Source organism: Paenibacillus sp. BSR1-1, from assembly GCF_030403775.1.
GTDB lineage: Bacteria > Bacillota > Bacilli > Bacillales > Cytobacillaceae > Neobacillus.
In genome coordinates this window covers 46,175-71,971 of the sequence record NZ_JAQMWQ010000028.1, presented here as the reverse complement: position 1 = coordinate 71,971, position 25,797 = coordinate 46,175, and the positions used below count along the sequence as shown (strand labels likewise).

Below are 25,797 nucleotides of genomic sequence, written 5' to 3'. Positions count from 1 at the left end.
AAGCTTCTCAGCGCCGATGGTAGTTGGGGCACGCGCCCCTGTGAGAGTAGGACGTTGCCAGGCTAAGCCCCTATTGGGGCTATTATTTTGTCTGAATTTTTAAAGTGGCCCCTTGGTCAAGCGGTTAAGACACCGCCCTTTCACGGCGGTAACACGGGTTCGAATCCCGTAGGGGTCACCATAGTTTTTTCGTGATAACGAAAATAACTTTCATGAATATGGAGGATTAGCTCAGCTGGGAGAGCATCTGCCTTACAAGCAGAGGGTCGGCGGTTCGATCCCGTCATCCTCCACCATATAATTTAAATTGCTTAAGCTCAATTGGAATTGCTATCGGCAGTTAACTGATCATTCGCAGGTCCCTACTCGGGGAGCTTTTTTTATTTTTAAGACTAAACAGAGTTCCCTCAATACCTCTTCCTTTTTCATGTTATAGTTAACCTCACTATTATTCCTACCTGTATACTTTCGACAGTTTTTTTAAGAAAATGAGAGCAAACGCTTATTTACCAATGTTGAATCCCAAACTAGAAATATTCACCTTAAATTAGGAAATACTAAATACGAGGTGATGTCTTTGAGTTCAATAACGAAGAATTTGGATTTACATGCAGAAGGAATCTGGCTGCCGATTACGGTATCGTTGCTGTTGCTTTTATATGCTCTTTTTATGCCTAAAAAAGAGATAGGTTGGCGGGAATTTTATATTACTTTTGGATTCATTGGTTACTTTGCTTGGATTTCTGATTCGTTATTTGGAAAAATGTTAGATCTCGTGGATTTTGGCAATCCGGATATCACGGGAATAGGTGAGTTTTTAAGCTACAGTTTAATTCCTTCTTCACTTGCCGTTATTTATTTAAACTATTTTACGAAAACAAACAAATGGATGTTAGTCATTATTTTTACTATTATTTCTACTTTAATTGAATGGGGGATGAGGAAGGTAGGATACATGAAAGTCCATGGTTGGAGCTTTATCCTGTCAATCCCATTGTATATAGTAGTATATAGTTTCTTACTTCCGCTCCACCGTAAAATAATAAAATGCAAATCCTAAGGGCGCTCCGAAATTATTTTTGGGGGCCCCTTTTTTTTCTACTAAAATTTTCACAAAAATCCGCATTCGTATATCTACTTGTACGAACACTTAATAGTTATATGAATAAATTATAGTATAAAAATCGAAAGGAGGGACATCATCTTGGGAAAAGAAAAAAAGAGCTCTAGTAAAAAAAGCAGCAAAAGCAATAAGGAAGTAAAAAACAATGTTGAGTTAGAAAATAAAATTGAAAATGAAGCAGAAAATGAAACAGAGGTTAGTTTAAAAGACAAAAATACTAACTCTGCAACAGCTACAGTTACGAACAGTGGAAACTCTAGTGTTTCCATTGATATTTGCGTAGATAGTGATGCTCGTGCAAAAGTACGTTCAAAAGCAAATGCAGAGTCTGAGGATGGTCACAAGGAGCAGAAGCACAAAGACAAAGACAAAGATAAAGACAAAGACAAAGATAAAGATAAAGACAAAGGCAAAGACAAACATAAATACTAATATAATGCTCCTTTATTAAAAGGATAGTCGTGCCAGGGATACTTGATACTATTATCTAGTATCCCTTTTATGCTAAATAAGGAGGGTGGAATTTGGAAAGGCTGAGCGAAAATCAATTAAATAGTTTAATTAGAAACAGCGGAAATTCCGATGTGGATTTAACTGTACATGTAGATATTGATACGAAAGCAATCGCATATGGCATGTTGTGCAGTTTATATGCCAAAGGAGAATTGACAGAATTGGAGCTAGAAAGAGCCGTTCAAAAACTTGATCGGTTAATTGAAAAGAGTAAGAGAAATCAGAAACCAGTTAGTACATCTGTTGATAATAAAACAACATCACATGATACGTCCGGGCAAAGAAGAAGAAGCTGGTTCTAGACTTTTTCTTCTATTACCACACACATAGAATAGTAGAAAAGTAATTTTCTGTTTTTGGAAAAAAGGGCATCCAAGTGCTCTTTTTTATTTTTCGACACTCAGCCTTTATAAACTTTCAGGAGAAAAGTTGGAGATACATAGGTGTTAGTTTAGTCAAAAGCTAATCCACTTCATATTCTGTAAAAGCTTGACCAATGGACTGGTTATTTCATAAATGGAAATGGGGTGGTGCAGCATGTTAAGAAATGGCATGTACGAAGGGTTGCTAACCAAACTAAAAAATTCGTTCACGTATGAGTTTTGGGTGAAGCCAGGAAGCGTTCAGCCGATTGACCAACAATCACGAGAAAAACCTGCAAACACAGAAGGTAAAAATTATATCACTGGGCCAGGACATGTTGCTTCTTATGATGAAGCAGGAATTAGTGTATCGGTTGGCCGGAATGGAATAACCGTCATAGAACATACGGATATTCACCATTATGCCGTGTTAGTCTATGAGACAAAAATTCGTGATTTCATTAATCTTGCTGTCGTCTACGATGATGGAAGGCCTTATTTATTTATTAATGGTAATTTTGTTAAAAGTGGTGAACGAAGTCCTAAAAGAAAAGTTTTCCCAGCGGGGATTGTTGGTGATCACCTCTTTAATGGGGAGATTAAAGAGATCCGGCTTTGGGACCATTCCCGGACAGAAGAACAACTTAAGTCTACTATGAATCATCAGCTTATAGGGAATGAAAAAGGGCTTTATGGTCTTTGGCTGCAAAAATCAAAGACAAGAGCGTTGCCATCCAGCACCAAGAATTCTCAAAAAAGCAGTAACTCAAGTAAAATAAAGAAAAAGAACCAACCTATTGAAGTAAGTATCATCATTCCATCTTTTAATAAATTTCCCCTAAATTTATTTACCCTTTATTCACTCGAACAACAAACCTTCAATCCGGCTCAAATGGAAGTAATCTTTATCGATGATGCTTCGACAGACCAAACGGAAGAGAAGCTAAAAGACTATTCACCTCCTTTTCACTTTAAATATATTCGCAATGAAAGCAATCTGGGAAGAGCGAAGGTACGGAATTTGGGCATTCATTTAGCAAGAGGCAGCCTTCTCATTTTTCTCGATGCTGAAATGATTGCAGAACCGGATTTTGTAGAAAAACATCTTAAGTACCACCAAGAAAAAGACAAGGTTATCTTGTCAGGTGTTATGCATTCGAAAAAGATCTACACCTGTATCTTTCCTGAATTTGATACGGATACCATTGCCAAAATCAAATCCTTAGCAAAACATAATAAAGAGCTAAAGCAGAGGGTACGAGAAGTTATTTTACCATGTGAGGAACCGTATCCGCTAATAGAGAAAAACCATATTACTAGTAAAACCTATAAGGATTTAGTTTTTAAATCTTATTCGTGGTTTAAGACGATTGCCAAACATTTTAACGCAAACCTGGAAGGATTTATGTTTCCATGGATGGCCTTTCTGACAGGGAATGTTTCCATCCGCAAAGACTTTATTGAAGAAGCTGGGTTGTTTGATGAAGACTTTGTCCAGTACGGATACGAAGATTGGGAATTAGGTTACCGGTTATATAAAATGGGTGCCCAGTATACTATCACAAACGATGTTATCACCTACCATCAAGAGCATCCTGTAGGAAAAAGCAGATGGAAAGAGGCCATAAATAATCTAGAGCTATTTATATCAAAGCATGATGACATTGATGTGCTCATTCTTGGATTAGAGCTTTCCCAACTGGCCGATTTAATTACGATGAATAAGGTCTTAAAAGAGTACAAGGCTCTGGTGCAATCCTATTCGGAGCAGTATAAAGAATTCCAGGAAGATTTTATTCATATATTGAAAACCATCTTCCTTTTGCTCCAAGTCGATATTCGTCACCTCAATATATTGGGGGCTGCAGGCTTTAGCTCAAGGGGCAGAAAAGAGCTTCAAAAAGATATCAATTCGATCAAAACTCTTAAAAAATTCACTAATTTAACTGCCTTTTTGGAAAAGGTTATGAATTCATAGAAAGCTAGGCAGAGGGAGGGAAAAAGGTGGTTTCTATTATTACTTCTACTATTAGAGAAGAGAATATCGATAATGTTTTCAAAAATTATCAACAGCAAACCTGGAAAGATAAAGAGCTGATTGTGATCCTAAATAAAGACACGATGGACATTGATAAGTGGATTAAAAAGGCAAAGAAATATCGTAATGTTCAGGTTTATCAGCTGCATGAAAATGCAACTTTAGGAGATTGCTTAAATTTTGGAATCAGAAAAGCCAAATATGATATTATCGCAAAATTTGATGACGATGACTATTATGGCCCTGATTATATCAAAAGTTCAATGGATGTCTTTAACCATGAAAATGTATCTATAATCGGCAAAAACTCCGTATATATTTATTTTAAAAACAAGAAGGCTTTAGTACATGTTTCCGGTGCTGAGAATTCCATCTCTGACACTGTTGCTGGAGCCACACTGATGTTTAAAAAAGAGGTGTTTCAGCATGTTCAATTTGAAAAAGTAAATCGAGCGGAGGATTACTTTTTCTTAGAGCAATGTAAAGAGAAGGGGTATAACATCTATTCAACTGATCGCTATCATTTTGCCGTCATTCGGCAAGAAGCAGAAAAACACACGTGGAAGATTCAAGAAGAAGATCTAATGGAATGGGGAGAATTAATCGCCTATACGGAAGATTTTCAGTCCTTTATATCAAAAAGTATGAATCTCAGAGTCTAACTCGCTGCCCGATTGGCAGCCTTTTTATTGTTTGGCATAATCGATAAAGTTACTTTAATACCAATCCATTAGATCAAGCCTTTTTTGGGAGGTCATTTCTATCACAGCCTTCTCATTTCCACCATTGCCACCATTTTTTTTGGCGGGTGGCGGCAATCTGCATTTTTGTCTCTTCTATCACTTTATATCGTTCTACCTCTAGTTGCTCCGCTCTTTTTACATACTTCATGATTTCATTAAGCTTTTCTTCTTGCCTCGCTTCCAATATTGCCTTTTCCTTCAAATGTTTGATCAAATCTAAGTTGATTTGCTCTAAATGCTCGATACGTTCCATAAGCTCAGCATGATGGGAATCATGCTCCATATCCTTGTCATTTGTGCCTTCTATCGGAACCAGTTCCTTATCTTGATCAATCGTAGTCTCAACCGGAACTACTTCCGTAACTACTGTCGTTTTACTTTCTTGAGAAACCCAGACCATCACGGCTTCGGCGGCCTGTTCCAGGGTCATGCCCTCTTGCTTACAGAAGTCAATTAATTTGCGGAGTGTGATAACATCGTTCTCATAATAGCATCTGTGGCCTCTATTATTACGGTGTACGTGATACCCATGCCCTTCTAAGAGAGTGGCATATTTCCGTAATGTATTGCTGTCAACTACAAGCAATTCCTGTACGTCGGCAGGGGAATATTTAACCGTCATTCCATAACACCTCCGCTATAAAACTTCTATCTGAGGCCGAGAGTTTCCTTTTTATTTCTCACCCAAGCTTCTAAATCGGTAGTTTTGAATCATGTTGTATTGGAAATGCTGCGCCCTTTTACCTCCTTTTTAAATCAGATGTGGACAAACCGCACTTCATCTAATCGAATCGTCTGAGTTATAAACAAAATTGTCCCCATAAACCATTTATGAGGACAGAACGGGTTGAGTTATTAACAAGATTGTCCACATGAACCGTCTATGAGGACAGAATTATCGGAGTTATAAACAAACATGTCCTCATGAACTGTCTATGAGGACAAAATCGCCTGAGATATTAACAAACTTGTCCACATGGGCCAATCAGTGTTGAATAATCCTCAGTATTTCCGCCGTTTACTTCTATTAATCCACAATTAATTTATACCGCAATACAGCCGCCAGCCCAGCACCGTGCTTAAATTCTCCATTTTTTATCAAGGAGTTCAATTCCTCCATTGATAGTTTATGTAATTCAATTTGTTCGCTGTTTTCCAGGTTTTGTTCGGTGGCTATTAAACCAGCTGCTGCAAAAAGATGAATCTCTTCACTGGTTGAGCCAGGGGACGGATAGAAGCTTCCTAGATCGAGCCAATGTTCAGCCATAAAGCCTGTCTCTTCTTCCAGTTCTCGTTTGGCGGTTTCCAGGGGCGAATCATTTTCCTGCTCAATCATCCCGGCAGGCAGCTCCCACTCCCAGCTTTTTATCGCATGGCGATATTGCTTTAGACAAAGAATTTCGTTGTTCTCAGTAATGGGCAGAACGCAAACTCCTTTAGCAAAATCTAAATAGGAAAAAGTCTTTTCATCGCCGTTTGGGAGACTGACCTTATCTAAAATCACCTCGAAGCGGTCTATTTTTGCATTTATTGAGCTGTTAATTTTCCAAGTCATATTAATCACCTTTCCATTTCAACATAATTTCTATTTTACCGCGAATAGGTATCTATGGAAAAGAGAGAGCGAGAAGCAAGATTCTCATCCTTTATTTATTTACTACATATTTCAGGCCACTTATGACGTATTTTCAGGCACTTACTATATATTTTAGGGAACTTATAACATGTTTTCAGAAACTTACTACCTAATTTTCGAAAATAACTACATTTACTGGATATTAATTGAAAATCATCAGGCGGGTTTAGCTTAGAAGGCACATAAAGAAGCGCTGCCCGATTCCCAACAGCGCTTCTTTTAATCCGCGTAATAATCTTTTTTCTTATTAAGGTACTCTATTTCACAGTCAAGAAGTTTATAAGGAATTTCCTTGCCGCTCATCTTTTTTCGTTCGATGACATCCCATCTGGAGTCCTGAAGTTTGAAATGGACCATTACGTTGGTATTATCAGGTTCTTTGTAAAGAAGATATAATTCCTTGGGTCTCACAAATAATCTGGGCTTTCCGCGTGATGCCACAATAAAGTGCTGTTTTAACGAGTTATAATAGTCATCATTTTCCTTGCCGCCGTAGATAAGGTTCGCCGCGTCCAAATCCCTGTCAGTTATCTCTATATAGCTGCTGTCGTCAATATCCAGGTTGAAGCCCGATATAATATCCTTCATTACGAGCGTTGTAAATTGGTCATCTCGGAGCTTCGCCATCTCTTTGCATTCAGCCGTTAATCTTGGAAAATCGGCATGGGCATGTAATGAAGGGATGCTGAAGGACACGAACAAACAGCTAATGAGAATGATTGTTTTTGTCACATGATCACCTCTAACCCTATTATTCAGCATCCAAGCAGTGATTATTCTAAAATAGCACCTCCAATAAAAAAACAGCTTCCAAGGGAAGCTGTTTTGAATATCTAGACTGCTTGTTTCATTATTTCTGTATTATTAATCGCTATGTTAAGTTGAGTGTGCAATTCTGCTAATTCCTGTTGTTCTTTTTCTTTAAGGCCATTGATGATAATGACTGTTGCATATAGGCAAATTAAAAATGTACTGATTACGATCAACCAAGAAACAAACATTTTATTTCCCCCTTTTGTAATAACTTAAGTTGGTTTTAAGGGATTTTAAGTTATTTCAATGTGACATATATCACAGAAAATGGGAATTAAAAGTAATCTAGAAAGAATGTTTATATTTTTGTCACATTTCCTAAGTTTAAGAGATTAAAAACGATGTAAATGTTGTTAATTTAGATGGGTTCAACGGACCAAATGGAGTAGTCTTTACCATATTTTGTCTAAAAAAACAAACACATGAAAAATAAAGACAAAACCAGTAAAAAAATAGACAAAGTGCCTTCAAAAATAGACAAAGGCCCCTAAAAAATAGACAAAGTGCCTCCAAAAATAGACAAACAGATATTTTTCCAAAAACTGTATCAAAGTAACTAAATCCTCCGTCTATTTAAAAAAAAGGGGGGCTAATATGAAGTATTTTATATGGGTTATGGCTTTATTGGTGGTGCTTAGCGGATGTGAAAGTCAAGTGAATGGGAATCAGGCTGAGAAGACCAAGGGAAAAAAGGCGGAACCGCAAAAAGTGGTACAAAAGGAACAGCTGCCTGTGGAGGAAAAGGTGGCTTTCAAGCACTCCACACCGGTTAAAATGGATCCAAGTCTTCCGTTGGAATCGCTTGCGACATTCAAGCCCAATGCTCGACCGAATGAAAATAAGGCAAAATATGATTTAAAGGTAAAGGCTGAGAAGGATGGACTGTTTCAGGTAACGGCCAATATCCAAGTAGAAAATTTATCAGCGGATAACTGGGAGGATCTCGTTTTTCATTTTATCCCAAATTATTTTACCGAAAAAAACAAGCCGGTACATCTCCAAAGCGCTGCGGAAGTACATATTTGGGGGATTCAAGTGGCAGGCAAGACTGCACAATACAATCTTGAAAAAGACACGCTGCAAATATTATTAAATGAATCTCTTAAACCAAAGGAAAATGTGCCAGTAACGGTCACCTACAGTTTTAAACTGCCGGAGAACGGGGCCCGTTTTTCACAGGTAATGGGCAAATATTATTTAGCGGAATGGTACCCGCTTGTTTCGACGTATCGCTCCGGATGGGATAAAGCGGATTTTTCGCTGCACGGGGAATCTTATCACACCGATTTTAGTGATTTTACAATTCAATATGATATTCCAGAAGAATATACCATCGTGAGCTCGGCGGACGATGACCCGAAGGAGTTGGCGACAAAGGGCACCATCACTGGAAGCAATATGAAGGAAGTGTATATGGCGATTGTAAAAGGAATGCCAATGAAATCCGCCGTTGTGGATGGAACGGAGATCCGCGTCTTTAGTAATCGACAGGACGAAGCTTATGAAGCCGAATACTTGGAATTGGCCAAGAAAGCTCTCCAATTCTTTAATGCCAACATTGGGAAGTATCCTCATAAACAGCTGGATATTATCATGGATGAATCGGGAATGGAGTACCCGGGGATTGTCACGGTGGCACAAGGGAACACAAACGAGTTTGCCGTCGTCCATGAAATGGCCCATCAATGGTTCTATGGGACAGTCAGCAGCAATCCGTCCTATACACCTTGGATTGATGAAGGCACCACTAATTTTGCGACGTATTTATTTTTCATAAAAAATGAAAAACAAGCTCCTGCCGACGCGTTTGCAGCAGCGGATGACCATATTAAAATGGCCAAAGACAAGGGAAAGATTGTTCCTTCCAATTATTCGCTCAAGGAATTTGAACCGGAGAATATGCTAACCTACAGTGCATCTGTATATGAAATTCCGAGCTTAAAATTATGGGCACTTTCAGGCAATAACGCCGACCGCGCATTGGATTACTTGAAAAATTATTATCGTATATATGCGTATAAAGAAGTGGACGCTAATGAATGGCTGCGCTTTACCAGAGCCTATTTTAAAATAAAAGACCCGAAAGCGCTGGGAGATTGGATTTCGTTTTAATGTATAGGTATATTGACTTGTTTTCTTAATGAAAATCCCTCTAAATACGAACATTTTGTAGTTATTTTATATTAATATTCGTATTTTTGTTGAAAAAATATTACTAACTTGTTATATTAACAAAGTAATAATCATAAATAACGTGACTCGTATATGCTCGGTAATATGGTCTGAGCGTCTCTACCTGGTTCCCATTGAAAGAACTAGACTACGAGTTAAAGTATTGGGCGGATCGTTCGGCTTTTTTAAGGTCTAATACTTTAACTTTCGTAGGTCTAGATGGTAGAAATTTATCTACTTTTCTAGACCTTTTTCATTGGATCCAGTTTCGAGTCTATTAACAAGGGGGAGCTTTTTTTGAAGAAATATACTGTATTTGCTACGGTTGTTGTGTTGTTACTGGCTGTATTTGCTGGATTCAAATCCAAAAATGAAACCGTAGTAGAGGGTGCAGGAAGGCCGATTATCATTCAAGGCCCGATGCCGATTGAAGCGGAAAACTTTGCGAAAAAATTAGAAAAAGTGAAGGTAGAGAAATCCGGAACGTTTGTTTTTTATAAAGGAAAACTGAATAATTATCCTGTAATCGTAGTGAAAACCGGTAAGGGGATGGAAAATACTGCGGCTGCTACGGCCGTGGCGATTGAAAAATATAACCCGATCGCCATCATCAACCAAGGTACTTCTGGCGGACATGATCCAAGCTTAAACGTTTTTGATATTGTTTTAGGAAAAAGAGTGACCAACATCGGTTCATTAAAAACAGAAGCGAAGAATGAAGGAGTAGGAATGGATCCAAGTCAATGGATCCCGATGGACTTAATGGCTTCTGAAGGAAGCGGGTCTGACCCGAATGCAGAAAAGATCCGTTATTATGAGGGAGATAAGGATTTACTGGCGGCTGCGAATGCTGTGAAAGATAAGTACACGAAAGGCAAAGTAGTTGAAGGAACAATTGGTTCAGCAGATGTTTGGAATAATGAAGTGGATCGAATCAAATGGTTCCATGATAACTATGGTACCTCTGTAGAAGAGATGGAAGGTGCGGCAGCGGCACAAATTGCTCAGGCATATAATGTGCCATTCCTCGGTATCCGCGTGCTTTCGAACAATAAAACCAATGGCGGCCAATACAACCCAAATACGGCAGCAGCTAATCAGGAATACGTTTATGAAGTAGTCAAAAAATATATTGATACGATTGAAAGTAAATAATTGTGTTTTGAGTGACAACCCCGCCTTGGAACTGGCGGGGTTGTTTTTTTGTGTCTTGATTTTTCCATTTTTTGTTTAATTGTCCAAAAAGGCTATAAAAATGTCCAAAGAGCTCCAAAAATTGTCCAATCTGCAAACAAAAATGTCCAAAACTCTGTAAAAAATGTCCAATGTGCTTCAAAAAATGTCCAAAGTCCACTGTGAAGAAGAAATCCCAAAAAGCCAGGGTCTTCTAGGTCTCAAGTCGCAGACCATTTTACAACAGCCGCCCGAGGTTGATGGCCGGTTGGAAACCCTATAATGAAAAAGGAAAATCAAACCAGTCCATGAGGGGATGGAAAATAAACATAAGGGGAGAGAAGTTATGCAGTCTTGGATTAAGTTTTCTTTAAAGAATGCAGGGGTTATTTTTATCGCCATGTTAATGGTGATTGCAGGCGGCATTTATTCCGTCAAAACGATGAAGATGGAGTCGATGCCGAACGTTGACATCCCATATATTGTTGTCCAGGTTCCGTATATCGGCGCAACTCCGGAACAAGGATTAGAAGATATAGGGAAGCCATTGGAAACAACGCTTTCGGGAATTAAGAAACTGGATAATTTGTATATAGAAGCGCACAGCAATGTGGTTGTGGGGATTCTCGAATTTGAGATGAGCAAGGATATGGAGGAAGCGGAAAAGGATGTCACCACGGCGGTCGCGACAATCAATCTGCCAGAAGGGGCTGAAAAACCCCAAATATTAAAAGACGGTCCTTCTGCCGCACCCGTATTTCAATTTGCGCTTTCATCGGAAACCGCCAATCAATCTGATCTGACACAATATATTAATGAACGAATCAAGCCGGCATTAACCGGAATTGATGGAGCAGGTGCCATCGATATTTCGGGTGAGACCCAAAAGGAAGTGGCGGTTAAGCTGGATCCTGAAAAGATGAAGAGCTTCGGGATTCCGTATGAAACGGTTAAGCAAACGTTTTTAGCGCACCATTTCTCATTTCCAGCCGGGCAGGTCAATGTGGACGATAAAACCTTAAATGTTCAAGCTGATTTCAAGTTGAATTCAGTAAAGGATGTTGAAGAAATTCAAATTTTGGCGCAAGGGCCAACTGGCGTTCAAAACGTGAGTTTATCAGATATCGCCACCGTTTCTTACAGCAATAAAAAGGAAACAGTTTACACTCGATTAAACGAAAAGCCGGCCGTTCTAGTAGAAATGAAAGCACAGCCAGGCTCCAATACCGTCGAAGTGGTGAATCAGGCAAAGGAAAAGCTGGATGAACTTGATCTACCGACGGGCTACAAATTAACAAAATTATATGATACCTCAAAAGAAGTTAAAACATCTGTCGATGGAATGCTGCGGGAAGTATTGCTCGGTACCTTATTTGCTGTGATTGTCACGTTCCTATTCCTTCGCAATATAAGAGCAACGATTGTCGCCGTTCTTTCGATCCCGTTATCGATTTTGGCTTCCATGATCACGATGAAATATTTAGACTATAGCTTAAACATGATGACGCTTGCCGGAATTGCTGTGGCAGTGGGACGCGTTATCGATGATTCGATTGTGGTTATTGAAAATGTGTACCGCCGGACGTTATCGAGCCAGAAACGGGATGAACGGATGGTTCTGACGGCAGCTAAAGAAGTAGGAGGTGCAATTACCTCTTCGACCCTTACAACCATCGCTGTTTTCGGACCGCTGTCGTTTGTTCCAGGGATCATTGGGCGATTCTTTGCTCCGTTTGGCATTACGGTCATCGTAGCGCTCGCGTTTTCGTTGATTGTATCGTTAACGGTCGTGCCGTTATTGGCTAAGTTATTTTTGCTGAAGATTAAACATAAAGAAGTCAAGGAAAACATTTTTGAAAAAGCTTATAAAAATGTGCTGTCATGGGTGTTAAATAAGCGGGCTGTTACGGTGGTTACGGCATTGGTGATGTTTGCCGGTTCACTCGCATTAGTTCCAATGATTCCGAAGAACTTTTTACCGCAGGAAAAAGCCCTTTCCTATCGGTTAACAGGAGATTTACCTGATGGGACAACATTGGATAAAGCGAATGCGGTTGCGGTTAAGGTAGAAGATATTTTAGGAAGCGAAAAGGATATCAATCATTTGCAAACGGTTGTAAATGGGGAACATATTCGTTTTTCGATTGATTTGAAGAAAGATGTTACGAAAGAGCAAACCGTTAATTTTGAAAAAAGAGTAAGAGCAAATGTTGAGAAACTGGACGCTGATATGCAAGTGGCGCTTACACCAGTGGGGATTGCGGGAACAAGCGGGCTAGCGTTAATCGTCGAGGGCGGAAATGCCAAAGATTTAGAAACGGCCGGAAAAATGATTACCGAAAAAATTAAGGGTATCGATGGGTTGGAAAATGTGGAATCCAATCTTTCTAGCGTGAAGGAACAGCTTCATTTAGAGATTGATGATCACAAAGCGGCGGAAAAAGGATTGAGCCCAATCATGGTTGCTGGTTTCGTGCGAGAGCTCATCGCCGGGGATCGTGTGGGCGACATGCAAGTGGATGGGAAAACAACGAATGTTCAATTGTCTTTGGCGGGCCAGTCTGCGGATTCGATCGATGAGATTATGAGTCAAAAATTGACCAATCCACTGGGGAAGCAGGTAAGCCTTTCGGAAGTGGCAACACTGGAAAAAGTGCCGAGTCCTTCTGCGTTATACCGCTTAAATCAGCAGCAATATGTCGAAGTTACAGGCCGGATTACGACGGACAATTCTTCCGGTGTGCAGGCAGAGGTAGATAAGCGATTGAAAACCTTGGATCTGCCAAAAGGAGTTTCGTACCATTCTGAAGGTCAGGCGCAGGCAATGAATGAAGGCTTCACGAATATGACGATTGCGATGGCCGTTGCCGTTGTGCTTGTGTTTATCGTGATGCTGGTGGCGTTTGGAAATATGTTAATGCCGGTGGCCATTCTGTCTTCGTTACCATTCTTGTTCTCTGGCGGACTGCTGGGATTGTATTTGACTAATCAAGCACTTGGAATGCCAGCTTTGGTTGGGTTCTTGATGTTAATTGGAATTGTGGTCACGAACGCGATTGTTTTGATGGAGCGTGTGAAGCAGAATGAGAAGAAGGGCATGGAGCTAAAAGCTGCTTTGCTGGAAGCAGGAAAAACACGTCTTCGTCCGATTCTGATGACGGCACTAGCGACCATTGGGGCGTTGTTGCCATTGGCGCTGTCGAGTGATGGCGGATTGATTTCGAGATCACTGGCGATTGTGGTGATCTCCGGGTTGTTGACTTCTACGCTGTTAACCTTGGTGATTGTGCCTACGACTTATTATATTATGAAGTCTATTAAGGGGAAATTTTTTAGAAAAGGCAGTCAGAGGATTGTGGAGAAGGAAACGGCATAAGGCGATTTAAAAAAACCAAGGGGGGGACCCTTGGTTTTTTCCATTTTATGTATAAATAGACAAACCCACTAAAAAATTAGACAAACCCCTAAAAAAATAGACAAAGGGCCATGAAAAATGGACAAACACCCATAAAAAATAGACAATGTGCCTTTAAAAATAGACAAAACCAACTTTATGATAATAGTGGAATTCTGCTTCGATATTGCTCTACCAGCCTATTATTATGTTCATCTGATCCATCGATATTGCCGCTTAAGAAGATAGGCGGTTCATTGCCATTGTCGGCCATTATTTTAATCGCTTCGGCGAAAATCGCATTTAGGATGACAGCACCAACAACGGTTGAAGTCGGAGCAAAGGGAACGGCGACCTTTTCATACGATAAGGCTGCATCGCCTTTAGGAGCATGGTTATCGATGACTAAGTCCACGGAATTGTAGAGATGTCGGCCGCTTTTATGCCTAGATGGCTGGCTTTGTGAATATTCCTTTGACGTGATTCCGATCACAAAGGTTCCTCTTTTTTGTGCTTCTTGGGCAACATCTACCGGGACAGGGTTACGACCCGATGTGGATAAAACGAAAACCACATCCTCAGGGCGGAAATCCTGTTCCGTCAAAAATTCTTCGGCAAGGTCATTCTGTCTTTCGAGCTGGGAGGAACGAAGGGCTCCTTCGTGCAGCATTAACGGTTCCACAAGGATGGGCTTGATTGGGACAAGGCCGCCGGCGCGGTAGAAAACTTCTTCTGTTAAGATGTGTGAGTGACCGCAGCCAAATAGCTGAACGATCCCGCCATTTTGAATGGCCTCTGCTACTTTTTCAGCCGCTTTCTTGAGATTTTCCTTTTCACTTATCTCCACTTGCTCGATTTTTTCCTTTGCTTTTGCAAAATATTGTGAAAGCATTTCATCAGCTCCTGACTACGAATAGCTTGCTTACCTATACTATACTCTTGTGTATAACATTTCCCTAACTGGAAAATATTAAGTAAAACAAAAAATAGATTCAGCCTTAAAATAGCTTTTTGTGTTAAGGGAGATTAAAAATGAATAAGGAGGACTCCACCTTTTTTATTTAATGGCTGGATATGTGTTAGGGACGGCGCATTTGCTGGAAATGAATTAGAAATCCTCTCGTAATACAGTTATTTATAACATATTTTTCCATGCTTATGACCTATTTTCGGAGGATTACTCCGATTTTTCGAAACTTACGACATTTACTGGAAATGAATTAGAAATCCTTTTGTATTACAGTAACTTATGACATATTTTTCTCCACTTACGACGTATTTTCGGGGGATTACTACCGATTTTTCGAAACTTACGACATTTACTGGAAATGAATTGGAAATCTAATCCTACTTCTGATATTTATGCCAGTCACCACCCGATTTTTGCCGAAGTCGAATAAAAGAACAAGCCTTAGGGGGCTTGTTCTTTTATTCCTGTGAGACCATGAACATATTATTTTACTTTCCTTTAAAAAAGTCTGCCCTTTTTTGTTCTTCGTCATCTGTTCCCCAAAATATTTCTTTTTTATCGTGTTTTAGCTTCGGAATATGTTTGGAACAGTGTACATACGTCTCTTCAACTTCAATGACTACCCATCGTTCGGCTTTGTTTTCTCCTTTTTCAAGAATGTCAGTCCATAAATGCTTTGGCATGTTTAACGACGATAATTGGCTGTTTTCAACTATAGATGCTTTGCCATTTACGTGCAGCCCAATGCAATTCTCAAAAAAATCGATAAACATAAGTCCAATTTGCGGGTTTTCTATGATGTTTCCTAGACTGGCCATTACGCCATTTCCCTTATACTCGGGATATATTAACGTTTTTTCATCGATAATCCTTACAAATCCAGGCAATCCTGCCCGAAATGATGAATCACAGCTGCCATTTGAATCAGCCGTTGAAATAAACATCATGCTTTGCTCCGAGATAAATTTTTTCATCATGCAATTTAAATGATCGAACATTTGCTTATTATAAAAAGCAGCAGCCTTCTTTGTTGTCCCATATTGCTCCTGCAGGATATGCTCTCCTTTGGTCATCACCATTAATTCCAATCCCTTCATCGTGTTAACCAAATCATTTTACCACAGGTGCCTGCCGCTGCTAGAATTAAATAAGCACATTTACTCTCAGAACTGCGTTTTAGAAATTATTTATCCTTAGTTAAAATCCATCCGCCAAGGGCAATAAGAATTAATACGGACCAGAAAGCTGTATTCCATAGGGAGCCTTCGATAAATCCAAGTGGAATCATGTGAACAGATGGATGGGCAAGCGTATGTATGAATAACTTTATCCCGACCCAGCCGACTAGCACCATGGCGGCCTTTTCCAGACTTGGGCGTTTTGCCAAGACCTTGACGAAGAATCCGGCGGCAAACCGAATCGCCAATAATCCTGCAATCGCTCCTAGTACAATAACGATAAATTGAGCGCCGTCCATCCCTCCGATTTCCCCTAGCGGCGTATCTGGCAAGTCAATGACAAGGGCGACTGCCGCTAAAATGGAATCTACAGCGAAGGCGATGTCGGCAAAGGCAATTTGCGCAACCGTGACGAGATAGCTTTTTCTTTTATGGACCTTTTCTTCGTGGTCACTTTTAAGCAAGTGTTTTAATGCGATAAAAATTAAATAGGCGGCGCCGACCGCTTGGATCTGCCACAGGCCGAAAAGAGACGAAATGATAAAGATCGCCGCAATCCTGAAGATAAACGCGAATGTCAACCCAAGGTTAATCGCCTTTCTTTGTTGTTTAACAGGTAAATGCCGAGCCATGATCGCTAACACCAATGCATTATCGGTTGAGAGTAATCCCTCTAAAACTATCAAAATAATGAAAATCCAGCCATACTCTAAAAATAACGATACCTCCATAAATTCCTCCCCCTATCGCTTGTACATATATATTCAGGGGAGAAAGGAGATATTATTTTTTAAGAGTTTAAGATTATTTAATGAAAAGATCAAAGGCAAGTGAAACTAGCCAGCCAAGAGCAAGAGCCACTGTCAGATATGTACCAAGACCAAGTAAAATCTCCGCCATGATTCCTCCTCTTTTTACATTAAAATTTAAATCTCTTTCTTATTAAACAAAGCCATTATAACAAGGAATTATGAAGATATTGTCGAATTAACAGAAATTCACCAAATTGTAAAAAAACTTTCATCTCGCTTTAATAAAAGAAACAACAATTTCCAATTGTAGAATTCGACCTTCGAATTAAAAGAATATAACTGCAATTGTAGAATAAGGGTTAATTTTTGTAGAATCCCCGCTCAAATTGTAGGAAGTGTCCTGATAATTGTAGAATCCCTTCCCAATTATGTAGAATCCACCATCTTAAATAAAGGAATATAACCGCAATTGTAGATTAAGGCTTAAATTTTGTAGAATCCCGCTCAAATTCGTAGGATGTAATCTGAAAATTGTAGAATACCTCCCCAATATTGTAGAATCCCACCTACGAATTTAAAGAATATAACCGCAATTGTAGAACGAGGCTTAATTTTTGTAGAATCCCCGTTCAAATTAGTAGGAAGTGTCCTGATAATTGTAGAAACCCTCCCCAATTTTGTAGAATCCACCATCTTAAATAAAAGAATATAACCGCAATTGTAGAATAGGGCTTAATTTTTGTAGAATCCCCGCTCAAATTTGTAGGATGTAACCAGAAAATTGCAGGATACTTCCTCATTATTGTAGAATCCCTACGTTAGCAGGACCTTTTTTCCAATTACCTCTTGTGCTTATTTTCCTGTTTTATAAAAACTAGGTAAAACTTAACTGGACAGGCAAATTAATGTTTCATAGACTACTAAGTAAAAAACAGATAGCCTTGATTCTTAGTAAAACAATTCAGTGGAGACGAGGGGGAAGGATCATGTTGGAATTTGCTGCAAATATGGACCAATTGGCCAATATTAAAGTTGTCGGTGTTGGAGGCGGAGGAAACAACGCCGTGAACCGGATGATTGAGGACGGAGTGGAGGGTGTAGAATTTATTGCCGTCAATACGGATGCCCAAGCTATACATCAATCTAAGGCAGAGATCAAGATGCAAATTGGTTCATCATTAACAAGGGGGTTAGGAGCAGGTGCTAATCCGGAAATAGGAAAATTAGCTATAGAAGAAAGCAAAAAGCAGATTGAAGAAGTGTTAGCAGGAGCTGACATGGTTTTCGTTACAGCTGGAATGGGCGGTGGTACTGGGACAGGTGCAGCTCCAGCCATTGCGAAAATCGCCCGAAAGCTTGGTGCCCTGACCATTGGAGTGGTCACGCGTCCGTTCAAATTTGAAGGCAAGAAACGGGCAATGAACGCGGAAAGTGGAATTGAGGCCATGAGGGATGCAGTGGATACCTTAATTATTATTCCAAACGATCGCTTATTAGAGATTGTTGATCGAAATACCCCCATTGTTGAAGCTTTCCGTGAAGCGGATGCCGTCCTCCGCCAGGGTGTTCAAGGGATTTCCGATTTAATTGCAGTGCCAGGATTAATCAACCTTGATTTTGCTGATGTGAAAACGGTCATGTCCCATAAAGGAACTGCCTTAATGGGAATTGGGGTTGCTACTGGCAGCAATCGTGCCGCTGATGCTGCAGAGAAAGCCTTAAACAGCCCGATCCTCGAAACATCCATTAATGGAGCTCATGGTGTGATTATGAACATCACTGGCGGTCGAAATCTTAGCCTTTTTGAAGTCCAGGAGGCAGCTGAAATCGTTGCTGCTGCTTCTCATGAGGAATTAAATATGATTTTTGGTTCAGTCATTAATGAGAACTTAAAAGATGAAATCATTGTCACGATTATTGCTACTGGATTCAATGAGGAAGTAGAGGCAGTAGTACAACCATCTGCCCAGCCACCTGTTATTGAAAGGTCTAATCCGTATCAACCATCTGTCCAGGAGCCTATAATGGAAAGGTCTAATCCGTATCAACGGGAACCGCGTACACAACAACATAATCGGGTAAACCATGCCGAACGTGATCAGGGTTATGAAAGGGAACCACGTACGCAACATAATCGGGTAAACCATTTCGAACCTGATCAGGATTATGGCCGACATTCTGAAGCACAAGAAGAATCACTGGATGTTCCTACGTTTTTGCGAAACAGAAAAAGACGATCTAGATAAAAATCCTATCTGTTTTCCACCTCACTATGGAACTTTTTTCTAAGATAATCGTATTTTAGGAAAAGAACTGGGGGGAAGATAGGTGAACGATAGAGCACTTTATTTTAAAGATAATTTTTTTTCAGCCGGAAGGACGGAAATTTTTAATAGTTCAAAAGAAATGGTAGGAGAGCTAGATTTAAAGAGTGCCTTTTCTTCGAGTATTGATGTGCTGGATAAGAACGAAAATATTGTCGTTACCGGTAAATTCACCTTCTTTAGTAGTAAGTGGCGAATCTACAATTCTATTGAGGAAGAAATCGGAGTCCTTAAAGAAAAGTTGACCTTTTTGTCGAAAAAATATGAATACGATGCCTATGAACGTGGTGTCTATCATATTAAAGCAGAACCCTTCTCTAAACAGTATGAAATTTTGGATGAGCAATCCAACCCAGTTGGACGGTTTGAGAAGGTTAGCGGCTTCTTTGCATCACCTGCCTTCCAATTGAGTAATTTTAATGAAAAGGTTACGAATGAGGAGCTTATCGCCGTCGTAATGGGAATCAATGCTATTCAGAAGAGAAATGCAAGCGCTGCTTCAAATTCAGGCGGCGTAAATTAAGATCATCAAAAAAGGCAACTGCACATGGTGTGCAGTTGCCTTTTTTGATTTGGTGATGGAAGTATATGGGTGAAACTTTTTAAATATAATAACTGAGTAAATACCTGAAAATGAGGTTTTTAAATGAAATTTCTTTTAATAGCCATAATTTCGTTCGGTTTTTTCAATAGCTCAGTTTCAGAATCTCTTATTGCCGAAGGTTCTATAAAGCCTGCTGCTGTCTCCGATTCTGAAATGCAGCAAAAAATCAGACAGTATTTGGTTGCCAACCATGTTAGTGGCAGTATTGCCGTCGCGAAAAACGGCAGCACGTTGTTTTCTGAGGGGGCGGGGTATTCAGATATTTCGAAACGGACGTTAAATCGTCCAACGACCACCTTTCCGATTGGTTCGATTACGAAAACCATGGTTGCTGTTTGTATCCTTCAGCTTCAGGAAAAAGGAAAGTTGAGGATACAAGACTCCGTATCCAAATATGTCCCGACCCTTCCAAAAAATGTGCAGATTGCCCATTTGTTAAATCATACCTCAGGAATCAAGGGGCCCATTTGGCACACCGGGGTCAAAAACCCTAAGGACATTATTAAGAAGACCGTAGTTAAATTCCCAGCGGGGACCAAATGGGAGTATAACGATATCAACTATATAGTCCTAGGTTATATTGTCGAACAGGTAACAGGCGGCACGCTGCATGATTATATTGAAAAAAATATTTTTCATAAGGCCTCCATGGTAAATGCAGGTTTTATCAACTCTGGTACATTTTCTTCTAAGGGTTATTTCAAGGTGGCAGGGCAGTTGATACATTCAAGTAAACTGAATCCGTCTTTGCTTTTTGGATGCGGTGATATTTATGCAACGGCACAGGATCTCTCTAGGTTTGATGAAGCCCTAATGACCGGGAAGCTCCTAAACAAGCAAAGTGTAAAGGAAATGGTCACACCCGGGCCAAAATCGAGTTATGGTCTCGGTGTTTACCATATAGACGACCACATTTACAGCAGAGGCGTTGTCGGGGGCTGGGAGTCGCTCCATGTGTATTACAAGGATAAAACCTCCATTGTCGTCCTTCTGAATGTTCGGGATAAACAGAGAGATATCCAGAAGATTTCGGCTGACATTTATCGCATTGTGAAGGAAAAACTTTAATAGGAATAATATTCCCCCATACCCATATTCGACTATTTATAGCAAATATGGACATAAAATGATGGATAGCGTCGAATTATACATATATATGTGGGATTTACTTCATTTTATAAAAAGAACGCAGTATTTTTGTGGGGGAGAAAGAGAATTGACTATTACAACTAAAGAAGTTTTTACCGGTGGGGAATTAACATTAAGCAGGAAGGTAACGCATGGGAAAAGCAAGCGGTCCCAAAGTGCACCTGTTTTCACTTCCAGGATGGAAAAACGTGAATATTATAACGAGCATATTTTTCATATTCGTCATGTATTAGATATAAAAGGAATTTTAAGTGATATTCGTGATCATTGGGATACTTATGTTTCACAGGTTCACCAATGGATTCAAAAGAGTTCTCTAAAAAAACTGGTCGTGACGGGTATTTTTACGATTGTACTTGGTTTTTTAGGAACGAGTGCCAATGCCGCCTTTATTCAGGAATATACGTATCAGGTTAAAAGCGGTGACAGTATAGAAGCGATCGCCGCGGAACATGGGGTGACAGCACAAGAAATACTAGAGGCAAATGGGTTGACTGCGATTGACGGTAAAAAAATTCTTTTACCTAAAGTGGAAAACAAAATGGTTAACGCGACAGCCCTTAATGTGCGGTCAAACCCGAGCACGGAAAGCAGTATTCTTGGTACATATAAAAAAGGGGATATGGTGAAGGTTTCATTCGTAGAAAACGGATGGGCAGGCATTCTGATAAAAGGACGAGTTTGTTTTGTGAATGCTGATTATCTTTCATCCGTCCCGAGCCAAACGACTGACACAGCTGAATCACAGATCATGTATGTAACGGCAGATTCGTTAAGAGTGAGAGCGGCTGCTTCCACGACTAGTGCGGTTGTAGGATCGTTAAAATTAAATGATTCTGTGATGGTGAAATCGACGGTGAATGGATGGGCTCAGGTAAGTTTTCATGGCCAAACGGGGTTTGTGAGTGCAGCCTATTTAACGAAAAAGGAACAGGCAGCATCAACAACGAATGCGTCCGAGTATGTGGTCAAAGGCGGAGATACTTTCACGAAAATTGCGAAAGCTTTAGGGGTTCCTGCTTCAGCAATTCAAGAACTGAATCCAGCGGTGGATCCATCCAAGCTGAGTATAGGACAAAAAGTTAAAGTTCCAGTTGCTGCTGAAGCTGACACCTATCGCCTTCAAGTAAAAGCTTATATAAGCGGGGTAGAACCGCATGGAACGTTTCGTTTTATCACGGCTGATGGGAAAACGAATTGTGCCAAAGCCTTAGGCAATATGATCAATGAATTATTTAACCGTCAAGGGGGACATGCAACATTGACTCTTGAGGGAAAAAGGGGTCAAACCATGACCCTGGTCGATTTACAATAAATCTAGTACGGGCCTCCATGTGAGGCTTTTTTATTTTAGCATTAGTTTATCTAATTCCCGGACTTGATCATAGGCTTTCACGAGTTGTTCAGGCACCATTGTTCTGCCATATTCCCAAGCATTCGTTTCTATTTTTGTTTTAAGCTGTTCAATTTCTTCATCTTCACCGTACTTTAGAATCCTTAAATCATGTTTGTTTTTCTTAAAATCTAAATAATATCCGATTTCATGATAAAGAATAATTTTAATTAAGTTTTCGTCGGTTTCTTTTATTTTAAAATTAATTTTAGCCAAGTAGCCGTTTACTTGTATGTAGTTAAACTTTATTGTATTTGTCGATACATTGTAACTCATCGGAGCAGGCAGATTATTGTTAAATTCATAATTAATCTTTAAATTGTGCTCACGCAATGTATTTTCAATGATCTTCTCGATATCCCATATGTACAGCATCTATTCTCTCCCTGCCCTTTCAACCGGTATTATTATTTCTTCTCGACTTTCACTATTCCTTTACCTAAGTTATCTTTTTCAAAATAACATATGACCTCATCATCAACGTTTATCTTGTCACCGGAGACGATTTTATCTGCAGAAAATTGGATTCCTGTCCCGTCTTCACTTTTTCCGTAATATTGATTGCCTTTAATGTCGCTAATCTTGTATTCTAGCGTTGTGTACTGCGCGGCATTAGTACTTGTTTTGTCAACAGGCGCAACTGAATGAGATTTTACTAATACTAAAACAATTAATATAGATGAAAGTATCGCAAGGATGACTATTCTTTTTAACATGTTCTTTTACCCCCTTGTATGTATTGTAAAAAATGATAGAGGAAAGTGAAATCCTTCTATTTTCCTTTTTTCGCTGCATAGTTTTCAGTTTCTTTAAGAATACTATAAATATGAAACTTACCTTAATCATAGATGCCGCAATTATACTGTTGGTTTCATATTATATCATGAAGAAGCGACTTCACTTATTTGAAAACATTTTTATTCTCATGATTTTGGAGTTCCTCGTTACCAGCTATTGCGCCATCTTGTATATCAATTTAGATGTTTGGACTATTGCGAATGATACGGAACTCTTTATTATTTTCCGGGTGTATGAAACCATTATCTATCCGTTTATCTGGCTGAGTTATTTCAATTTACAGCCCTTTTTTAAATCTGCATTGTCTAAATGGATATGGACAGGTTTATTTGTAGGCATTCAATCTGTGGTTGAACGCTGGCTGGTAGAATGGGATGTCATAACCTATAAGGGCTGGCCATTCTGGCTTTCTTTCATCCTCCAAACCTTGATTGTGTTGATTGTCCACTTGGCATTAGCATGGTACCGAAATTTAATGAGAAAAGAAGGGATTCCCGAATAGATGCTTCCGTTGCCAGAGAAATTTGATGAAAACGAATGGTTTCTGCTTCTTTGTGTCGGCCTGTCCTATCTTGTTGTTTTTCTTTTGCCGAGAAGATTTCCTCGAAGTATAACGGTCCTTTTTTTGTTAATCGGCACAACGATTGCGAGGCTTTCCGATCATTTGCTCGCTTCGCCTAAGCTTGATTTATATAATATCATGGATACACCAAATTACGATTTATTTGATTTGATTACCTACTTTTTATATGCCCCTTTTTCTTATTTGTTTCTTTATTTCTATGACAAATGGAACATTAGAGGGTATTGGATTTTGCTTTTTCTCGTTCTTTGCACGGCTGGAGGAACGTTGTTTGAATGGATTAATCAAAAGTTTGGTGTGTTTACCTATAAAGGCTGGCACCTCTCTTATTCCTTTAGTGTATATTTAGCGATTCAATGCTTAGTGTTGCTCTTTTTTCATTGGGTAATGAGAAGGCAGCCAATTGAAAAAGCTGACTCCCATTAGTGTCGGTCAAACCCACATGCAAAAATTATCTCCCCTCAATTAAGGCCGTCACTAACCCAACAGTGCATATCGCCATACAGGAATAAAGGAAGTTGTCCACTTCGAGAACAGCAAACCCTGACAAAATGATGAGTCCGTCCAGGAAGATAATAGCAAGTGCCAGATTTATAGGGATAACACTCGAAATAATTTTGGCAAGCAGGTCGGTGCCTCCCGTGCTGGTCTTGTAGCGCAGCATGAGGCCCACCCCCGTTCCAATGACGACTCCCCCGATTATGGCACTTGCAAACTGGGAGATGAGAAATTGAGTTCTTAAGGGAGCGAGCAAATCAATGAAAAACGAAGAAGCTAGTAATCCTTGGATATTGGTGAAAAAATAACCTCTTTGGTGCATGGCTGAAAAAATACAGATAGGGAGGCTTAATGCAACCATTGTAATTCCTGTTTGAAACTCGTAGAAATAGTGAAGGATTAATGCAATTCCAAGGATTCCGCCGTCTATTAAATGATGGGGGACAAGAAACCCATTCACCCCAATTCCAACCAGTAAGCTGCCGATAATCGTCGCTAATAATGTCTGAATAATAACAATCACCTTGTCCAGTCTTTTTGATTAATCATATGACTGGATTTTGAAAAAAAGAAGCGGGTGCCTATCACCGGGTTGGGTTGAAGCGGATAAAGGTTTTGTTTCCATTTTTTGTCTAAATATCCAAAACGGCTTGGAAAATGTCCAAAGCTAGGAAAAAATGTCCAAAATCACCTCGAAATTGTCCAAACCACTCAGAAAATTGTCCAAAGTGCCGTAAAAATTGTCCAATCCACCGTGAAATTTATACTGTTGATCCCCATTCCTAATTAAATTTCGAAAAAATTAACAATTTGTTCATAAAGGATTCGTTCTTGCCTCCATATATTAGAGAAAAGGAGGTGTGGTAAAATGCCCGATGAACCACAAGAACAGGCTCAAGAGCAGCCTAAGGAACAGCCTCAAGTTGATATCCAAGCATTGAAAAATGAAATCAAAAATGAATTAAAAGAGGAATTTAGCCATTTTCGTCATAAACGGAAACGCCGAGTGATTTATTCATTATGTGTGTTCGCCGTTGGATTGGTGATTGGCTTTGGCGGCGGAGCCGCTTCCCATTCCGATCATCACCATGGACACGGACCCGGTCATGAACAATTTCAAAAATGGCATCATATGCATAAATAAAAATGGCCCGATCCAGGCCTGGTGAGACGCTCTCTCACCAGGCCGTTTTTTGTTTGAATTGTCTCATAGAAGCAGTCAGTCTATGGGACAATTCGTGAAGAAATCAAAGAGGTTTTGTAGAAGCAGTCTATGGAACATTTTGTGCAGGAATCAAGGAGGTATTGTCTCATAGAACCAATCTATGGGACATTTTGAGCTGAAATCTATGCGGTTTTGTCTCATAGCAGCAGTCTATGGGACATTTCATGAAGAAATCAAAGAGGTTTTGTCCCATAGGCTCCCAATCAAACGTGTACAGTACTTAAATCCAGCCTAGTCGAATCAAAAAAAGCTGAGCTTATGTAGTCAAATTACTTATTTTGTCGAAATCATAGTGATTTTGTCCAATCAATACTTGTCTTTCGCAATACATATAAAAGTGAAAGAAGAATATTTTT

The 25,797-nt window shown here is 39.6% G+C and carries 25 protein-coding genes, 2 tRNA genes and 1 riboswitch; of the genes, 17 read left to right on the top strand and 10 right to left on the bottom strand.

Annotated features, from left to right (window positions below; translation table 11 throughout):
- Positions 1 to 106 precede the first annotated feature (106 nt).
- The 7 genes from PH210_RS26000 to PH210_RS25970 all read left to right on the top strand — a co-directional run bounded on the left by PH210_RS26000 (position 107) and on the right by PH210_RS25970 (position 4,698).
- A tRNA-Glu gene (locus PH210_RS26000) sits at positions 107 to 181 on the top strand.
- A gap of 39 nt (positions 182 to 220) precedes the next feature.
- Positions 221 to 296: transfer RNA gene (locus tag PH210_RS25995), tRNA-Val, on the top strand.
- A gap of 281 nt (positions 297 to 577) precedes the next feature.
- Positions 578 to 1,060 carry a hypothetical protein gene (locus tag PH210_RS25990; RefSeq protein WP_289989267.1) on the top strand — a complete coding sequence of 161 codons (483 nt, stop codon included), beginning with the start codon at positions 578 to 580 and terminating at the stop codon, positions 1,058 to 1,060.
- A gap of 144 nt (positions 1,061 to 1,204) precedes the next feature.
- Positions 1,205 to 1,555 carry a hypothetical protein gene (locus PH210_RS25985; RefSeq protein WP_289989266.1) on the top strand — a complete coding sequence of 117 codons (351 nt, stop codon included), beginning with the start codon at positions 1,205 to 1,207 and terminating at the stop codon, positions 1,553 to 1,555.
- Positions 1,556 to 1,647: 92 nt separating this feature from the next.
- Positions 1,648 to 1,938 (top strand): hypothetical protein, encoded by a 291-nt coding sequence (locus PH210_RS25980; RefSeq protein WP_289989265.1) that lies wholly within the window; start codon positions 1,648 to 1,650, stop codon positions 1,936 to 1,938.
- Between the two features lie 235 nt (positions 1,939 to 2,173).
- Positions 2,174 to 3,976, top strand: coding sequence for a glycosyltransferase (locus PH210_RS25975; protein WP_289989264.1), 1,803 nt, complete (start codon positions 2,174 to 2,176; stop codon positions 3,974 to 3,976).
- A 26-nt stretch (positions 3,977 to 4,002) separates the two neighbouring features.
- Entirely contained in the window at positions 4,003 to 4,698 is a 696-nt protein-coding gene (locus PH210_RS25970) for a glycosyltransferase family 2 protein (RefSeq protein WP_289989263.1), read from the top strand.
- 112 nt (positions 4,699 to 4,810) lie between these two features.
- Here the strand turns inward: PH210_RS25970 and PH210_RS25965 are convergent, their stop codons facing one another.
- The 4 genes from PH210_RS25965 to PH210_RS25950 form a co-directional block, all read right to left on the bottom strand.
- Positions 4,811 to 5,401, bottom strand: a complete 591-nt coding sequence (locus PH210_RS25965; protein WP_289989262.1) for a MerR family transcriptional regulator — start codon at positions 5,399 to 5,401, stop codon at positions 4,811 to 4,813.
- 405 nt (positions 5,402 to 5,806) lie between these two features.
- On the bottom strand, positions 5,807 to 6,334 hold the full coding sequence (locus PH210_RS25960; protein WP_289989261.1) for an NUDIX hydrolase: 528 nt from the start codon (positions 6,332 to 6,334) through the stop codon (positions 5,807 to 5,809).
- A 300-nt stretch (positions 6,335 to 6,634) separates the two neighbouring features.
- Positions 6,635 to 7,147: a hypothetical protein gene (locus PH210_RS25955; protein WP_289989260.1), complete on the bottom strand. Its 513-nt coding sequence runs from the start codon at positions 7,145 to 7,147 to the stop codon at positions 6,635 to 6,637.
- A gap of 101 nt (positions 7,148 to 7,248) precedes the next feature.
- Positions 7,249 to 7,416 (bottom strand): hypothetical protein, encoded by a 168-nt coding sequence (locus PH210_RS25950; RefSeq protein WP_289989259.1) that lies wholly within the window; start codon positions 7,414 to 7,416, stop codon positions 7,249 to 7,251.
- 406 nt (positions 7,417 to 7,822) lie between these two features.
- Between PH210_RS25950 and PH210_RS25945 the strand changes: the two genes are divergently transcribed.
- The 3 genes from PH210_RS25945 (at position 7,823) to PH210_RS25935 (ending at position 13,949) form a co-directional block, all read left to right on the top strand.
- On the top strand, positions 7,823 to 9,340 hold the full coding sequence (locus PH210_RS25945) for a M1 family metallopeptidase (RefSeq protein ID WP_289989258.1): 1,518 nt from the start codon (positions 7,823 to 7,825) through the stop codon (positions 9,338 to 9,340).
- Positions 9,341 to 9,467: 127 nt separating this feature from the next.
- Positions 9,468 to 9,571: riboswitch (purine riboswitch) on the top strand.
- 168 nt (positions 9,572 to 9,739) lie between these two features.
- Positions 9,740 to 10,555, top strand: a complete 816-nt coding sequence (locus tag PH210_RS25940; protein WP_289989273.1) for a 5'-methylthioadenosine/S-adenosylhomocysteine nucleosidase — start codon at positions 9,740 to 9,742, stop codon at positions 10,553 to 10,555.
- Between the two features lie 364 nt (positions 10,556 to 10,919).
- Positions 10,920 to 13,949: an efflux RND transporter permease subunit gene (locus PH210_RS25935; protein ID WP_289989257.1), complete on the top strand. Its 3,030-nt coding sequence runs from the start codon at positions 10,920 to 10,922 to the stop codon at positions 13,947 to 13,949.
- Positions 13,950 to 14,124: 175 nt separating this feature from the next.
- Here the strand turns inward: PH210_RS25935 and PH210_RS25930 are convergent, their stop codons facing one another.
- The 3 genes from PH210_RS25930 to PH210_RS25920 all read right to left on the bottom strand — a co-directional run bounded on the left by PH210_RS25930 (position 14,125) and on the right by PH210_RS25920 (position 16,846).
- Complete coding sequence (locus PH210_RS25930) at positions 14,125 to 14,859, bottom strand: SIS domain-containing protein (RefSeq protein WP_289989256.1); 735 nt, start codon at positions 14,857 to 14,859, stop codon at positions 14,125 to 14,127.
- 566 nt (positions 14,860 to 15,425) lie between these two features.
- Positions 15,426 to 16,034, bottom strand: coding sequence for a pyridoxamine 5'-phosphate oxidase family protein (locus tag PH210_RS25925; protein WP_289989255.1), 609 nt, complete (start codon positions 16,032 to 16,034; stop codon positions 15,426 to 15,428).
- A gap of 86 nt (positions 16,035 to 16,120) precedes the next feature.
- Complete coding sequence (locus PH210_RS25920; RefSeq protein WP_289989254.1) at positions 16,121 to 16,846, bottom strand: TerC family protein; 726 nt, start codon at positions 16,844 to 16,846, stop codon at positions 16,121 to 16,123.
- A gap of 1,007 nt (positions 16,847 to 17,853) precedes the next feature.
- On the opposite strand from PH210_RS25920, the gene ftsZ reads away from it, so the two are divergent.
- The 4 genes from ftsZ to PH210_RS25900 all read left to right on the top strand — a co-directional run bounded on the left by ftsZ (position 17,854) and on the right by PH210_RS25900 (position 22,259).
- Positions 17,854 to 19,113, top strand: a complete 1,260-nt coding sequence (gene ftsZ / locus PH210_RS25915) for a cell division protein FtsZ (protein WP_289989253.1) — start codon at positions 17,854 to 17,856, stop codon at positions 19,111 to 19,113.
- 82 nt (positions 19,114 to 19,195) lie between these two features.
- Positions 19,196 to 19,714, top strand: a complete 519-nt coding sequence (locus PH210_RS25910; protein WP_289989252.1) for an LURP-one-related family protein — start codon at positions 19,196 to 19,198, stop codon at positions 19,712 to 19,714.
- Positions 19,715 to 19,837: 123 nt separating this feature from the next.
- A complete protein-coding gene (locus PH210_RS25905) occupies positions 19,838 to 20,863 on the top strand; it encodes a serine hydrolase domain-containing protein (RefSeq protein WP_289989251.1) in 1,026 nt (341 codons plus the stop codon).
- A gap of 148 nt (positions 20,864 to 21,011) precedes the next feature.
- Complete coding sequence (locus PH210_RS25900; protein WP_289989250.1) at positions 21,012 to 22,259, top strand: SH3 domain-containing protein; 1,248 nt, start codon at positions 21,012 to 21,014, stop codon at positions 22,257 to 22,259.
- Between the two features lie 30 nt (positions 22,260 to 22,289).
- On the opposite strand, the gene PH210_RS25895 is transcribed toward PH210_RS25900, so the two are convergent.
- Both PH210_RS25895 and PH210_RS25890 read right to left on the bottom strand, forming a co-directional pair.
- Positions 22,290 to 22,712, bottom strand: a complete 423-nt coding sequence (locus PH210_RS25895) for a hypothetical protein (protein WP_289989249.1) — start codon at positions 22,710 to 22,712, stop codon at positions 22,290 to 22,292.
- Between the two features lie 32 nt (positions 22,713 to 22,744).
- Positions 22,745 to 23,053, bottom strand: a complete 309-nt coding sequence (locus tag PH210_RS25890; RefSeq protein ID WP_289989248.1) for a hypothetical protein — start codon at positions 23,051 to 23,053, stop codon at positions 22,745 to 22,747.
- Between the two features lie 110 nt (positions 23,054 to 23,163).
- On the opposite strand from PH210_RS25890, the gene PH210_RS25885 reads away from it, so the two are divergent.
- A complete protein-coding gene (locus tag PH210_RS25885; RefSeq protein WP_289989247.1) occupies positions 23,164 to 23,637 on the top strand; it encodes a hypothetical protein in 474 nt (157 codons plus the stop codon).
- On the top strand, positions 23,638 to 24,144 hold the full coding sequence (locus tag PH210_RS25880; protein ID WP_289989246.1) for a hypothetical protein: 507 nt from the start codon (positions 23,638 to 23,640) through the stop codon (positions 24,142 to 24,144).
- Between the two features lie 25 nt (positions 24,145 to 24,169).
- Here the strand turns inward: PH210_RS25880 and PH210_RS25875 are convergent, their stop codons facing one another.
- The gene (locus PH210_RS25875) at positions 24,170 to 24,739 is read right to left on the bottom strand and encodes a YitT family protein (RefSeq protein ID WP_354670023.1); all 570 of its coding nucleotides are present in this window, start codon (positions 24,737 to 24,739) and stop codon (positions 24,170 to 24,172) included.
- Positions 24,740 to 25,084: 345 nt separating this feature from the next.
- Between PH210_RS25875 and PH210_RS25870 the strand changes: the two genes are divergently transcribed.
- Positions 25,085 to 25,360, top strand: coding sequence for a hypothetical protein (locus PH210_RS25870; RefSeq protein ID WP_289989245.1), 276 nt, complete (start codon positions 25,085 to 25,087; stop codon positions 25,358 to 25,360).
- Positions 25,361 to 25,797: the final 437 nt, after the last annotated feature.